We start from the raw sequence: 17,323 nt of genomic DNA, 5'->3' as shown, positions 1-17,323 counted from the left end.
AGGCGCACATGTCTGCACCCCATATCTTATACATGCCCCCGGCAGGGCACGCAGCTGTGCTCAAAGGCCTTTCACACCAGTCCCGAATTGAACTGAATTTTTCAATGCATGCCCTTTTTGTGGGGGTGAAAGGCAGTGATCTTGTCTTTTCACGCAATGACGGTTCCCGGCTGGTTCTCGAAGGCTACCTGAGCCCCATAGCATCACTCACCGTACAGCCTGCCGCCGCACCAGGTGCGGCCCCTGCCGTTGCGGCGCTGCTGGCAGCCGAGCCTCCCGCCATTATCATCAATGGCAGAGAAATGTCGCCCGCGCATTTTTTTTCCTCCCTTGGCGAAGAGGGCATGCCGCAGCCGGAGACGCCTGCCACCCGCGATGCTGCTTATCGTGACCACAAGCACGGGGATCTTCATGAAGGCATAGACGCTCTGGGCGGGCTGCTTCATGAAGAGGAATGGGCAAGAGGCGCCAGAGCAAAAGCTGATGACGATGAGGGCGTACTGCAAAATGCGCTTCAGGCCGATGCCAATGGCATACTTTCAGGCCTTGACGGTATCGGCAACGGACAAGGCGGCACAGGTTCTGGACCCGGCGGGCCAGGAGGCCCAGGCACCGGGCCCGGCACAGGACCCGGAACTGGCCCGGGAACTGGACCAGGCACAGGGCCCGGAACTGGTCCGGGCGGGCCGGGCAATACAGGCCCCAATGTTGTCGCCGCCCATGCCAGCATGACGGAAGACGACACTGACGTAAACGGCCAGATTCCCACTCCGCATGATGCGAGCACAGGACAAAATCTTTCTTTTGTGCCCCAAACCGGAATTTTGGGCCTCTATGGCAGCTTCAGCGTGGATGCCAATGGCGTTTACTCGTATCAGCTGAACAACACCCTGCCCAACGTGCAAGGTCTTGGCGTTGGTCAAACGCTTACAGAAACGTTCACCTACACGGTGGACGACGGCCAGGGCGGTACCATCGCCAATACGGTCACCATCACTATCAATGGGCTTAACGATGCGCCAACCGTCGCCTCTGCCGCCACCTCCATAGCCGAAGATCAGAACAATACCACGGGTATTTTGCCAACCCCGCAGGACATCGACGTCAGCGATTCACCGCAGTATCTGACTCAGACAAACACGGCAGGGCTCTACGGCAACCTCACCCTCAACGCCGACGGAACCTTTACCTACACGCTGGACAACAACCTTTCTGTTGTCCAACAGCTTGGCTCAACTGATTTTCTTACGGAAACGTTCAACTATACCGTAGACGACGGCAACGGCGGCACGGCTTCGGGCAGCCTTGTCATTACCATTTATGGCACCAATGACGTTCCAACGGTTATGGCCGCCACGGCAATGGTGGATGAAGACGGCCCGGTGCTCACAGGCGTGCTGCCTACCCCGCACGATGTGGATGCAGGCGACACGCCGCAATTCATACCGCAAGCAGGTAGCGTAGGGGCATACGGGGTTCTTACCGTCGATGCCCAGGGCAACTACAGCTATGCCCTGGATAATACGCGGCCAGAAATTCAGGCACTCAGCCTTGGCGATACTCTTACAGAACAGTTTACTTTCACTGTCACAGACGGCCAAAGTCAGGTCAGCAAAACACTGACAATCACCATCAACGGTACCAATGACACACCCACCGTGGCAGCCTCTTCAGCCTCCCTGACCGAACATCAAGGGCTTATCGGGGGCACCTTGCCCACCCCGTATGACGTGGACGCCAACGACACCCTCAACTTTTATGAGCAGCACAATACGCCAGGGCAGTACGGCAACCTCAGCGTGGACGCCGCCGGAAACTACACCTACGTTTTGGACTATGCCGCGCCCGGCCTGCAAAACCTGGCCGATGGACAGCAACTGACCGATGTTTTTACCTATACCGTGTATGACGGCCACGGCGGCACGGCCACCAACTCCATCACCATCACCATCAATGGCGTTAACGACGCGCCACAGGTCAGCGCGGCAACGGCGTCCATTAATGAAGATCAACCCGGCATCAGCGGCACCCTGCCTGCCCCCACGGATGTGGACGCAGGCGACAGTGCCCAGTTTGTGCCCCAGGCCAATACACCCGGGCTTTACGGTACCTTTACCCTGCAAGCTGACGGCAGCTACAGCTACACGCTGAACAACGCCCTGCCCGAGGTACAACAACTAGGTGTGGGCAGCCAGCTTACGGAAACGGTTACCTATACTGTCGTGGACCAGCACGGCGCAACAGGGTCCAACACGCTTACCATCACCATCAACGGCACAAACGATGCCCCGCAGATCAGCGCAGCGGCGGCAGACGTAAATGAAGATCAGGCCAGCGTCAGCGGCACCCTGCCTTCTCCCACAGATGTTGACGCCGGAGACAGCGTCCAGTTTGTAGCGCAGGCTAATACTCCGGGCACATACGGCATCTTCGCGCTGCAACCAGACGGCAGCTACAGCTACACGCTGAACAACGCCCTGCCTGCGGTACAGCAGCTGGGCGAAGGCGACGAGCTTACGGAAACCTTTACCTACACGGTCACGGACCAGCACGGAGCCACCGCTTCCAACACCATCACCATCACCATCCACGGCACCAACGATGCCCCGGTGGTCGGCCCGGCTGTAGCGTCCATAAATGAAGATCAGCCCAGCGTCAGCGGCATCTTGCCGAACCCAACGGATGTTGATGCCGGTGACAGCCCGCACTACGTCGCCCAAACCAATACCGCTGGCCTTTATGGCACCTTTACCCTGCAAGCGGACGGCAGCTACAGCTACACGCTGAACAACGCCCTGCCCGAGGTGCAACAACTGGGTGTGGGCAGCCAGCTTACGGAAACAGTTACCTATACTGTCGTGGACCAGCACGGCGCAACGGCATCCAATACACTCACCATAACCATCAACGGAACCAACGATGCCCCGCAGATTAACGCGGCCAGCATGGCTATCAGTGAGGATGAGGCCAGCGTCAGCGGTACACTGCCTGCTCCCACAGATGTTGACGCCGGAGACAGCGTCCAGTTTGTAGCGCAGGCTAATACTCCGGGCACATACGGCGTCTTCGCGCTGCAACCAGACGGCAGCTACAGCTACACGCTGAACAACGCCCTGCCTGCGGTACAGCAGCTGGGCGAAGGCGATGAGCTTACGGAAACCTTTACCTACACGGTCACGGACCAGCACGGAGCCACCGCTTCCAACACCATCACCATCACCATCCACGGCACCAACGATGCCCCGGAGGTCGGCCCGGCTGTAGCCGCCATTAACGAAGACGACATCAGCATCAGCGGTATTCTGCCTGCCCCTACGGATGTTGATGCCGGTGACAGCCCGCACTACGTCGCCCAAACCAATGCCGCTGGTCTATACGGAACCTTCACCTTGCAAGCGGACGGCAGCTACAGCTACACGCTGAACAATGCCCTGCCCGCCGTACAACAGCTGGGCGTTGGGCAACAGCTCACAGAAACCATCACATACACCGTTTCAGACGGACATGGCGACACAGCCACCAACACGCTTACCATCACGATCAACGGCACCAATGATGCCCCACAGGTCACAGCGGCTACGGCGTCCATAAATGAAGACGAAGCCAGCATCAGCGGAACCCTGCCTGCCCCCACGGATGTGGACACAGGAGACAGCATCCAGTTTGTGCCCCTGACCGATGCGCCCGGCATGTACGGCAGTTTCACCCTGCAACCTGATGGCAGCTACAGCTACACGCTGAACAATGCCCTGCCTGCAGTGCAACAGCTGGGCGTGGGCGCGCAGCTTACGGAAACGTTCACATACACAGCTACAGACCAGCACGGCGCAACGGGTTCCAACACCATCACCATTACCATCAATGGAACCAACGACGCCCCGCAGGTCAGCGCAGACAGCAGAATCATCGCTGCGGGTGCGCCAAGCGTTACCGGAAACCTGCCAACTCCTGTGGACCCGGACACAGGAGATGTGGTGGAGTTTGTACCGAAGACGAACTTCGGCCTGTACGGCCTGTTTACCCAAGCCGAGGGCGCATTTGCATATATACTCAACAACCATCTGGCTGTGGTGCAAAAACTGGGCGTTGGCGACCAGCTTACTGAAGTGTTTACATACACCGTGGTGGATCAGCACGGCGCAACGGCCTCCAATACCATTACCATTACCATCAACGGCACCAACGATGCACCGCAGGTTGGCGCAGCCGTGGCATCAATTGATGAAGATCAGCCAAGCGTCAGCGGAACCCTGCCTGCCCCCACGGATATAGACACGGGCGACAGCGCCCAGTTTGTGCCGCAAACCAATGCGCCGGGCCTCTACGGCACCTTTACCCTGCAAGCGGACGGCAGCTACGCCTACAATCTCAACAATGCCCTGGCAACAGTGCAGCAGTTGGGCGTGGGCGCACAGCTTACGGAAACATTCACCTACACCGTCACTGACCAGCACGGCGCTACGGCGTCCAATACCATTACCATCACCATCAACGGCACCAACGATACTCCGCAGGTTGGCACGGCAGTGGCGGCTATCAGTGAAGATCAGCCAAGCGTCAGCGGCACCTTGCAAGCCCCCACGGATATAGACACGGGCGACAGCGCCCAGTATGTGCCGCAAACCAATACATCTGGACTGTACGGCACCTTTAGCCTGCAAGCGGACGGCAGCTATGCCTATAGTCTCAACAATGCCCTGGCAGCAGTGCAGCAGTTGGGCATGGGCGCGCAGCTTACGGAAACATTCACCTACACCGTCACGGACCAGCACGGCGCTACAGCGTCCAATACCATCACCATCACCATCAACGGCACCAACGACGCACCGCAGGTCAGCTCGGCAGTGGCGTCCATAAATGAAGATCAGCCGAGCGTCAGCGGCACCCTGCCCATACCTACAGATGTGGACGCTGGCGACAGCCTTCAGTTTGTTGCGCAGGCCAGCACCCCGGGGCTTTACGGTACGTTTACCCTGCAAGCTGACGGCAGCTATGCCTATAATCTCAACAATGCCCTGGCAGCAGTGCAGCAGTTGGGCGTGGGCGCACAGCTTACAGAAACGTTCACCTACACCGTCACTGACCAGCACGGCGCTACAGCGTCCAATACCATCACCATCACAATCAACGGCACCAACGACGCACCGCAGGTCAGCTCGGCAGTGGCGTCCATAAATGAAGATCAGCCAAACGTCAGCGGTAGCCTGCCTGCACCCACGGATGTGGACGCTGGCGACAGCGCCCAGTTTGTACCGCAAACCAATGCTCCCGGTCTCTACGGTACCTTTACCCTGCAAGCTGACGGCAGCTACGCCTACAACCTCAACAATGCGCTGGCAGCAGTACAGCAGCTCGGCGTGGGCGCGCAGCTTACAGAAACATTCACCTACACGGTCACGGACCAGCACGGCGCTACGGCGTCCAATACCATCACCATCACCATCAACGGCACCAACGACGCCCCGCAGGTCAGCTCGGCGGTGGCGTCCATAAATGAAGACCAGCCAAGCGTCAGCGGTAACCTGCCTGCACCCACGGATGTGGACACGGGCGACAGTGTTCAGTTTACGGCACAGGCCAACACCCCCGGACTCTACGGCACTTTTACCCTGCAAACTGACGGCAGCTATGCATACAGCCTCAACAATGCCCTGGCAGCAGTGCAACAGCTCGGCGTAGGCGCACAACTTACGGAAACGTTCACCTACACCGTCACGGACCAGCACGGCGCTACAGCGTCCAATATCATCACCATCACCATCAACGGCACCAACGACGCCCCGCAGGTTGGCTCGGCGGTGGCGTCCATAAATGAAGATCAGGCCAGCGTCAGTGGTACCCTGCCACCCCCCACAGACACAGATGTGGGCGATATTGTGCAGTATGCGCCGCAGACCAATGCTCCCGGCCTCTACGGCACCTTTACACTGCAAGCTGACGGCAGCTATGCCTACAACCTCAACAATGCGTTGGCAACAGTACAGCAGCTGGGCGTGGGCGCGCAGCTTACAGAAACATTCACCTACACGGTCACGGACCAGCACGGCGCTACAGCGTCCAATACCATCACAATCACCATCAACGGCACTAACGACGCCCCGCAGGTCAGCTCGGCGGTGGCGTCCATAAATGAAGACCAGCCAAGCGTCAGCGGCGCCCTGCCCATACCTACAGATGTGGACACGGGCGACAGCGTTCAGTTTACGGCACAGGCCAACACCCCGGGACTCTACGGCACCTTTACACTGCAAGCTGACGGCAGCTATGCCTACAGCCTCAACAATGCGCTGGCAGCAGTCCAGCAGCTCGGCGTAGGCGCGCAGCTTACGGAAACGTTCACCTACACCGTCACGGACCAGCACGGCGCTACAGCGTCCAATACCATCACCATCACCATCAACGGCACCAATGACGCCCCGCAGGTCAGCTCGGCAGTGGCGTCCATCAATGAAGATCAGCCAAGCGTCAGTGGCACCCTGCCACCCCCCACAGACACAGATGTGGGTGACAGCGTTCAATTTACGGCTCAGGCCAACACCCCGGGACTCTACGGCACCTTTACACTGCAAGCTGACGGCAGCTACGCCTACAACCTCAACAACGCCCTGGCAGCAGTGCAGCAGCTGGGCGTGGGCGCGCAGCTTACGGAAACGTTCACCTACACCGTCACGGACCAGCACGGCGCTACAGCGTCCAATACCATCACCATCACCATCAACGGCACCAACGACGCCCCGCAGGTCAGCTCGGCGGTGGCGTCCATAAATGAAGACCAGCCAAGCGTCAGCGGTAACCTGCCTGCCCCCACGGATGTGGACACGGGTGACAGTGTTCAGTTTACGGCACAGGCCAACACCCCCGGACTCTACGGCACTTTTACCCTGCAAACTGACGGCAGCTATGCCTACAGCCTCAACAATGCATTGCCCGTGGTCCAACAGCTGGGGGCCGGCGCGCAGCTTACGGAAACGTTCACCTACACGGTTACGGACCAGCACGGCGCTACAGCGTCCAATACCATCACCATCACCATCAACGGCACTAACGACGCGCCACAGGTCGCCTCTGCCACGGCGTCCATCAATGAAGATCAAGCCAGCGTCAGCGGCAACCTGCCTGTCCCCACAGACATAGATGTGGGCGATGTTCCACAGTATGTACCCCAGACAAACCCTGGCCTGTACGGCACCTTTACCCTGCAAGCAGACGGCAGCTACGCCTATAGCCTTAATAATGCCCTGCCCGTGGTGCAGCAACTTGGCGAAGGCGCGCAGCTCACGGAAACGTTCACCTACACGGTTTCAGACGGGCACGGCGGCACAGCCACAAACACCCTCACTGTAACCATAAACGGCACCAACGACGCGCCCCAGGTCAGCGCAAGCTTTGCCTTTATTCAAAAAGATGAGGCAGACATACTCGGCACCCTGCCTGTTCCCACAGATATTGATAGCGGCGACACCGTACTCTATGTGGCGCAGACAAATTCCGGCCTGTACGGCACATTTACCCTGCAAACGGACGGCAGCTATGCCTACACCCTTAACAATGCCCTGCCCGTTGTGCAGTCATTAACCGCAGGCCAGCAGGTTACAGAAACTTTTACCTATACCGTCACAGACCAGCACGGCGCTACCGCATCCAATATCATTACCATCACGGTTCGCGGCACCAATGGCTCGCCACAGGTCAGCGCCGCCACTGCTTCCATTAATGAAGACGATGCCAGCGTCAGCGGCATCTTGCCCGCGCCCACAGATATGGACCCCGGCAACACTGCCGAATATGTGACGCAGACCAATATTTCCGGCCAGTACGGCACATTTACCCTGCAAAATGACGGCAGTTACACCTACACGCTCAACAATGCCCTGTCCGCCATACAGCAGTTGGGGGTCGGGCACCAGTTGAGTGAAACTTTTTCGTTCACGGTGGTGGATCAAAACGGGCTGACTGCGTCCAACGTACTGACTATCACCATCAACGGCACCAACGACGCGCCCCAGGTCAGCGCCGCCAGCACATCCATTTACGAGGATGCAGCCAGCGTCAGTGGCGTTTTGCCCGCAGCCTCCGATGTGGATGTGGGCGACATTACCCAGTATGTGCCCCAAGCCAGTACGCCGGGACTCTACGGTTCCTTTACCTTGCAAGCCGACGGCAACTATACCTATACGCTCAACAATGCTCTGGCGGCGGTGCAACAACTGGGCGTGGGTGCGCAACTTACGGAAACGTTTACCTACACTGCCACAGACCAGCATGGGGCAACGTCTTCAAACACCATCACCATCACCATTCACGGCACCAACGATGCGCCGCAGGTCACCGCAGCCGTGGCTTCCATCAATGAAGACCATGCCAGCGTCAGCGGCACACTGCCCGTTCCCACGGACATCGACCTTGGCGATACCCCGGCCTATGTGCCCCAAACTGCCGCGCTGGGCCTCTATGGCTCCTTTACCCTGCAAGCCAACGGCAATTATACCTATGCCCTCAACAATGCTCTTGCAGCTGTACAGCAGCTGGGCGTGGGCGCGCAACTCACGGAAACATTCACCTACACCGTGTCAGACGGGCGCGGCGGCACGGCAACAAACACCATCACCATCACCATTCACGGCACCAACGACGCCCCGCAGGTCAGCGCGGCCGTGGCGTCCATCAATGAAGACCAGGCCAGCATCAGCGGCACACTGCCCGTTCCCACGGATATCGACGTCGGCGACATCCCGGCCTATACACCCCAGACCAACGCAGCGGGGCTCTACGGCTCCTTTACCTTGCAAGCCAACGGCAATTATACCTATGCCCTCAACAATGCTCTTGCAGCTGTACAGCAGCTGGGCGTGGGCGCGCAACTTACGGAAACGTTCACCTACACCGTGTCAGACGGGCACGGCGGCACGGCAACAAACACCATCACCATCACCATCAACGGCACCAATGATGCGCCGCAGGTCACCGCGGCCGTGGCGTCCATCAATGAAGACCAGGCCAGCGTCAGCGGCACACTGCCCGTTCCCACGGACATCGACCTTGGCGACACCCCGGCCTATGTGCCCCAAACCAGCGCAGCAGGCATCTACGGTTCATTTACCCTGCAAGCCAACGGCAATTATACCTATGCCCTCAATAATGCTCTTGCCGCCGTACAGCAGCTGGGCGTGGGCGCGCAACTTACGGAAACATTCACCTACACCGTGTCAGACGGGCGCGGCGGCACGGCCACAAATACCCTCACCATCACCATTCACGGCACCAACGACGCCCCGCAGGTTACCGCAGCAGTAACGTCCATCAATGAAGACCAGGCCAGCGTCAGCGGCACACTGCCCGTACCTACAGATATCGACGTTGGCGACACCCCGGCCTATATACCCCAGACCAACGCAGCGGGGTTCTACGGCTCCTTCACCCTGCTGGCCAACGGCAATTATACCTATGCCCTCAACAATGCCCTGACAGCGGTACAGCAACTGGGCGCAGGCGCACAGCTTACGGAAACGTTCACCTACACGGTGTCAGACGGGCACGGCGGCACAGCAACAAACACCATCACCATCACCATCAACGGCACCAACGACGCCCCGCAGGTCACCGCAGCCGTGGCGTCCATCAATGAAGACCAGGCCAGCATCAGCGGCACACTGCCCGTTCCTACGGACATCGACGTCGGCGACACCCCGGCCTATGTGCCCCAGACCAGCGCAGCAGGCCTCTACGGCTCCTTTACCCTTCAAGCCAACGGAAGCTATACCTACGCCCTCAATAATGCTCTGGCGGCGGTGCAACAACTGGGCGTGGGCGCGCAGCTTACGGAAACATTCACCTATACGGTGTCAGACGGTCACGGCGGCACGGCCACAAATACCCTCACCATCACCATTCACGGCACCAACGACGCCCCACAGGTCAGCGCGGTCGTTGCGTCCATCAATGAAGATCAGCCGGGCATAAGCGGCACACTGCCCATCCCCACTGACATCGATCTTGGCGACATCCTGACATATGTGCCCCAGACCAGCACAGCAGGCCTTTACGGTTCGTTCACCCTGCTGGCCAACGGCAATTATACCTATGCCCTCAACAATGCCCTGACGGCGGTACAGCAACTGGGCGTGGGCGCGCAGCTTACGGAGACAATCACCTACACCGTGTCAGACGGCCACGGCGGCACGGCAACAAACACCATCACCATCACCATTCACGGCACCAACGACGCCCCGCAGGTCACCGCGGCCGTTGCGTCCATCAATGAGGACCAGGCCAGCGTCAGCGGCACACTGCCCGTTCCCACGGATATCGACCTTGGCGACACCCCTGCCTATGTGCCCCAAACTGCCGCACTGGGCCTCTATGGCTCCTTTACCCTGCAAGCCAACGGCAATTATACCTATGCCCTCAACAATGCTCTTGCAGTTGTGCAGCAACTGGGCGTGGGCGCGCAACTTACGGAAACATTCACCTACACGGTGTCAGACGGGCGCGGCGGCACGGCCACAAATACCCTCACCATCACCATTCACGGCACCAACGACGCCCCGCAGGTCAGTGCGGCCGTGGCGTCCATCAATGAAGATCAGCCGGGTATAAGCGGCACCCTGCCCATCCCCACGGACATCGACGTTGGCGACATCCTAACATATGTGCCCCAGACCAGCACAGCAGGCCTTTACGGTTCGTTCACCCTGCTGGCCAACGGCAATTATACCTATGCCCTCAACAATGCCCTGACGGCGGTACAGCAACTGGGCGTGGGCGCGCAGCTTACGGAAACAATCACCTACACCGTGTCAGACGGCCACGGCGGTACGGCCACAAACACCCTCACCATCACCATTCGCGGCACCAACGACGCCCCGCAGGTCACCGCGGCCGTTGCGTCCATCAATGAGGACCAGACCAGCATAAGCGGCACACTGCCCGTTCCCACGGACATCGACCTTGGCGACGTTCCCGCATATCTGCCCCAAAGCAGCACGCCGGGCCTCTACGGATCATTTACCCTTCAGGCCAACGGCAGCTACACCTATGCCCTCAATAATGCCCTGGCAGCGGTGCAGCAACTGGGCGTGGGCGCGCAACTTACAGAAGTGTTCACCTACACCGTGTCAGACGGCCACGGCGGCACGGCCACAAACACCATCACCATCACCATTCACGGCACCAACGACGCCCCGCAGGTCACCGCAGCCGTGGCTTCCATCAATGAAGATCAGGCCAGCATAAGCGGCAATCTGCCCGTGCCCACGGATATCGACGTTGGCGACATAGTGACATATGTGCCCCAGAGCAGCGCAGCAGGCCTTTACGGTTCTTTCACCCTGCTGGCCAACGGCAGCTATACCTATGCCCTCAACAACGCCCTGACAGCAGTGCAGCAACTGGGTGTGGGCGCGCAGCTTACGGAAACATTCACCTATACGGTGTCAGACGGCCACGGCGGCACGGCCACAAATACCCTCACCGTCACCATTCGCGGCACCAATGACGCCCCTAAGGTCACCGCAGCCACCGCAGCCATCAACGAAGACCAGGCCAGCATAAGCGGCTCCCTTCCCACGCCGACGGACATAGACGTGGGGGATACGGTCAGTTTTCTGCCCCAGGCCGCAGCGGCGGGCCTGTACGGATCATTCACCCTGCAAGCCAACGGCAGCTACACATATACGCTCAACAATGCCTTGCCAGTAGTGCAGCAGCTTGGCGTCGGCCAGCATCTTACCGAAACATTTACCTATACGGTCAGAGACCAGCACGGGGCCACGTCTTCCAGCACAATGACCATCACTATCAACGGCACCAACGATAATCCTGTCATAGCCCCGATTGTTACAACCGCACTCAAGGAAGACAGCATCCTGACGTCCTCCGGCACGATTATGGTTACAGATATAGATCAGGGCGACACGCCAGTATTTCAGGCGCAGAACATCACGGGCCTGTACGGAAGTTTTGTGCTCAACAGCAACGGAAGCTACGTCTATACGCTCAACAACGGTCTGCCTTCCGTTCAGGGTTTGGGACAGGGCGAGCAACTGGTGGAAACATTTACCGTGGCGGCCAATGACGGACACGGCGGCATAGCCGCGCGCACGATTTCCTTCACAATCAACGGTACCAACGACGCGCCTTCCGTCGGCCCAGCCACCGCAGCTATGGGCAATAATGTCAGCCAGTACACAGGCAAGCTGCCCACTCCCACAGACCCTGACAACAGTTTGGACAACATCGCCAGTGATACCCTGCGCTTCATTACCAAAACCAACGAGAGCGGCAACTATGGCTGGTTCAGCGTGAATGCCGACGGCTCTTACACATACACGCTCAACACAGGACTGCTGGCCGTCCTGCTTCTGACCCTGGGGGCTACGCTAAAAGATACCTTCACCTACACCGTCACTGACGAGCACGGAGCAACCGCAACCAATACAATGACCATGAATATTACGGGCGGTCTGCTGGGCAGCATCAGCCTCACCACAGTGGCCGGCGGGGCTACAAGCCTGCTGGGCAACCTTCTGGTACCCGGTTACGCCAATCCCGTATTCACGCTGCAAAGCAGCGCGGAAGGTCAGTACGGAACACTCACGCTCAATAGCAACGGCTCATACAGCTATAACCTCACGGCCTACGGCATAAGCGAAAGCCATAAGCTTGGCGAAGGCGAAACAGCTTCGGACGTGTTTCTGGTGCGGGCCACTGCCAGCGGCAAATCCGTCATCACGCCGGTGACGTTCACCATAACCGGGGTCAACGATGCTCCCACGGTACAGCAGGCGTATCTTACGGTGTCGGAAGACGACGTTTCCGCCATGTACGGGCAGCTTGTCATTGCTGATCCAGACCGTACGGACACGCCCAAGGCGGTTCCGCAAACGACTGCGGGCTTGTATGGCACCTTTTATCTCAACACCAACGGGTCATACACCTATGTACTGAACAAGGATTCCGCCGCCGTAATTGCCCTCAATGACGGCGACACGCTTAATGACGTTTTTAACGTCACCGTGGTCGACGGCCACGGCGGCTCGGCCCAGACCACAGTAACCGTGACCATCAATGGCTCGGGAGGAACCCCTCAGATGCAGGGCATGGGTGCCATGCGTCTTGCCTTTATTCCTGACGATCTGGACGATCTTGACGGTGCAGAGCAAAATCCTGCTGATGCCGCCGCAGACGAAAATGGCAATGCCACAGCTCAGGACACCCCGCATGCGGGCACGCCAGAAGGCGCATCTGCCGGGGATGAGGCTGCGCAAGCTGGCCAGAGCGCTGCTCAGGAATCGCCGCAAGCAGACACGGAATCGACGGATACCGCCGCCAACATACCTGCCGGAGATTCCGAGGCCCAACCTGGGGCAACCAACCCCGAAGACTCTGTCCACGCCGGCACGGGCCATGCAGACACGGCGGAAAACACGGCCAGCGGAGATCACGAGGCGCAATCCGGGCAGGAGGCGGCTCAAGACCCGTCACACAGCGACACAGCCTCAACAGATTCAGCGGCAGACACATCTGCAACAGACACGTCTGACGCGGACACACATAGTGCAGACACACAGACCGCAGACGCCCCCCAGGAATCACTCCATACGGGGGCAGATCACGCAGATGCAGGTCATACGGATACGCCGCCTGTGGGCATAGACGACAACCTGGACATGAGCGACACATTCGCGGCGTATACCGGCAATCATTCTTTCGAAATGCTTGATGACATCCTTGATGAGGAACTGGCCAACAGTTTCATGAACGACCATATCGGTCCGTTGACTATGGATATTGAAGACGTTTTTCTTCCGCAGGCGCAGGGAGAAAGCGATGCGGACAACTTGCATCTGGGGGGACTGCAGAACGACAGTCTGTTCCCGATGGAGCCGGAAAATTTGATGGATACGGGCGACATGACATCCGTTGAACAGCCCGGGCAAGGCCAAGATGGCGCGGAAACTCCGCAAACGCAGGATGCTGGCGCGCCTTCTCCGGGTACGGACTTGATGGAAAGCGAGGCCGACCAGATGGCAGTGCTGCAACACCTGACGCAAAACGGGCATTAAGGGTTGCCGCCTGCGGCGGTGCGGGGCTTTTCGACCCTACGGCCGCAGTAGAAGAATGGTGTCGCTTTTATGAAACCATTTGCACCCTGCGGGTACGGCTGCTTTTCTTCTCTTTATTCCTGCCGCCTGCGCGGCGCGCGGCAAGGCGGGGATGCCTGCGAGCGCAATAAAAGAATGCCGTTGTTTTTATGAAACCATTTGCACCCTGCGGGTACGGCGACTTTTCTTCTCTTTATTTCTGCCGCCTGCGCGGCGCGCGGCAAGACGGGGATGTCTGCGAGCGCAATAAAAGAATGCCGTTGCTTTTATGAAACCATTTGCACCCTGCGGGTACGGCGGCTTTCCTTCTCTTTATTCCTGCCGCCTGCGCGGCGCACGGCAAGGCGGGGCCGGTTATGGTGCTTCGCCCCCTTCTCGGCCCCCCTTGCATCCCCCCCGAAGCACCCCCTGTTCTACCCCGACCACCAAGTATTTTTTCGGAGGCGGCTACGCACGAACCTCGCCGACGTGTCGGCTTCGGTTCTTTATAACGCCGCCTCCGGCAATGGCCTGCGCTCTGCCTGAGAAACTGTAACACCCCGATCAAATTGCTTATGTAGGTACAACTGTTGCCTTTGAAGACATTAGGAGTAACGATGGGAGTGTGCTTCTCCACGGACTGCCAAACCAGTAAAGCCGAAAAACCTTCATGCCCGCAGGGCACAACACCCTTCTCTCAAAGATACCTCCTCAATTTTTGCTACAACCGCCCCCCCCACGCGCCAGACGCCCCCTCCCCCCATTCACCGCAAAAGCGCACGGTGGCATTGCGCCGCGCGCAGGGAGATCACCGAGCGAAGCGAGGAAGCTCCCGAAGCAAAAGCCGCGCAGCCCTCGTAAAATGATGGAATATGGAAGGCCCTTGAAGGCTATCCCGTGGGAGTGGAGAGAGACGAAAGCCTAGCGGGGTCGTCCGGGGGGAGTGCAGAGGGGGCCTCGGAGGGGCGGCAGCCCCTAACAGGCCCCTTCTGCCGCCTGCCGCGCAGGCAGTGTCGTCACGAGCGCCTTTCCCATTATTTCTGCGTCGAACTTCGCCTTTTATTCCAGTCGAGTACTATCAGAGTACGCTCCCTACATAAAAGTCTCGTTCTCCTTGAAATAACAAGAAAATTCATCTCGTGCCGACACCGCCGAGGCGGCCCAAACAACAAAAACGAAAAAGCCTCTGCGCCCACAGGGCACAACACACTTCTCTCAAAGATACTCCCCCAATTTTCGCGGCAACCTATCCACCTCCGCACCAAACATCACGCCAAAGCATAAAAACAATGAAGGCCGGAAAATTCCCGGCCTTCATGACATTTCTATGGCTTCCTGCAAAATTTACCCTTCAAAAGGGCTAATCCTTCAGTCTTTCCGTCAAATCCGCCAACTTCTCGGCGAGGGCCACCAGCTTGTCCGTTTCCAGCCGGGCTTCCGCCATTGATTTGGCAGTGCCAGCCATAACGCCGTTAACCTCATCAATGGAACGGTTGATCTGCTCGCTGGCCACAGACTGCTCTTCACTGGCAGCGGCAATGGCGCTGATCTGCCCCACGGTGTCCTCCACCGTGCCCACGATGGCGTCGAGCGCCTGACCGGACGCTCCAGCATAGGTTGTGGCCTGCTCCACCTGATCCACGGCACTGTCCATAGAGGCCATGCTCTTGCTGGTGCTTTGCTGGATCGCGCTGATGGCATTGCCAACGTCGCTAGTGGAAGTCATTGTTTTTTCAGCCAGTTTGCGTACCTCGTCTGCCACCACGGCAAACCCGCGTCCGGCATCGCCAGCCCGGGCGGCCTCAATGGCGGCATTGAGGGCCAGCAGGTTGGTCTGGTCGGCTATGTCTGAAATGACATTCATGATTTCCGTGATGGCCCGGGCATGATTGTTCAACAGCGCCATATCACTCTTGAGCGCCATTGATACCTCGTGCACCTCTTCGATGCTTTGCGTGGCATTGCGCACCACCAGCGCGCCTTCGTGCGCTTTATCCCGCGTCTGATTTGAGGCGGTTGAAGCGTTGGCAGCATTATGGGCCACCTCACGCACGGTGGCCGTCATCTGATTCATGGCTATGGCGGCCTCGCCCAACAGGCGGGAAGCCCGGGTCGCGTCATTGTTTGAGCGGCCTATGCCAGACACAAGCTCTCCGGCAATGGCGGCAAGTTCCTGCACAGTATTGTCGAGCTCCTGCGCAACGGCTTCCATGCGGTGATTTTTGTCTGTAATGACCTGCTCGGCTTCCTTGAGGGCGGTCATATCAACGTAAAGACACAGACCGCCAAGGCAGGTCCGGTGCTCGTCGTACACGGGAAAAACATTGGCCAGCACATCAATGCGCCTGCCTTTATGCCCGGTTATGGTTACGGAAAGATTACGAAAATTCTGGCCAAGCCGAATACTCTTGCCCACTGCGGTTTCACGACCGGGATCATTATAAAAAAGCTCGGCCAGGGTCTTGCCGATACAATTTTTCACCGGGCCGTCGATTTCAAGCATGTTCAGGCATTCCTGGTTGGTATGCGTTGCCTGCTCGTTCACATCCACCAGCAAATAGGCCAAGGGCATACCGGCAAGTATGCCGTGCAGCACCCCGCTTGAGTGACAGGCCCGGGCTGAAAGCTCCGCAGCGGCGGCATACAGATCCTTCAGGTCAGCAGGCGCTGCCTGCGGCGAACAGCAGGAGGCCTGACCAGCCGCGCGCGGCTCGCAGCCCCCACGCAGGCAAAGGGCAAGAGATTGAAAGGCGGCGCCGTAAATCAACCGCAGGCTCAGGCTCATAACAAGCAATACTATAAAACCGCCCGCAGCAGCGCCCCAAAGGGCAGCCATCGATGCTCCGCTCAAAAGGCCCACAACCCAAACAATCCCCAAGGATACAGCCAAGGCCAGCAAGCCCAGACCCCAGATTTTTTGTTGCAGCGACATGAGACCTCCTGAATAAAAAACGCAGGCACGATAGCCTTACTCTAAAAAAATAAATTTATAAAAAAAGAATTGACCAATTACGCTGATACAGAAATTTATGCCACTATTTTTGGACTGAAGTACGATTTTTTCTAGCCCGTTACTGTATAAATCCGCTCACAAAAGAATTATCCGTTTTGCATAACTCGCTATACTGCCGCACAAATCAGCATTTGCGTGCATTTTATCTGCGAAAGCTTCCTATCTTTCTGTTGTTACGGCTATTTTTCAATTTTCTTTATTTTCAAACAAAAAACAAGTTTTTCTTTTT

2 protein-coding genes are annotated in these 17,323 nt (G+C 58.1%); one reads left to right on the top strand and one right to left on the bottom strand.

Going from position 1 to position 17,323, the window contains the following annotated elements; translation table 11 throughout:
• Positions 1–8 precede the first annotated feature (8 nt).
• Entirely contained in the window at positions 9–14,063 is a 14,055-nt protein-coding gene (locus HNQ38_RS10410) for a VCBS domain-containing protein (protein ID WP_183720350.1), read from the top strand.
• Between the two features lie 1,378 nt (positions 14,064–15,441).
• Here the strand turns inward: HNQ38_RS10410 and HNQ38_RS10405 are convergent.
• The gene (locus HNQ38_RS10405; RefSeq protein ID WP_183720347.1) at positions 15,442–17,013 is read right to left on the bottom strand and encodes a methyl-accepting chemotaxis protein; all 1,572 of its coding nucleotides are present in this window, start codon (positions 17,011–17,013) and stop codon (positions 15,442–15,444) included.
• Between the last annotated feature and the right edge of the window lie 310 nt (positions 17,014–17,323).

The organism is Desulfovibrio intestinalis (assembly GCF_014202345.1).
GTDB lineage: Bacteria > Desulfobacterota > Desulfovibrionia > Desulfovibrionales > Desulfovibrionaceae > Desulfovibrio > Desulfovibrio intestinalis.
Note: the sequence above shows the minus strand (reverse complement) of the source record. Positions and strands in the feature narration are given on the sequence as shown.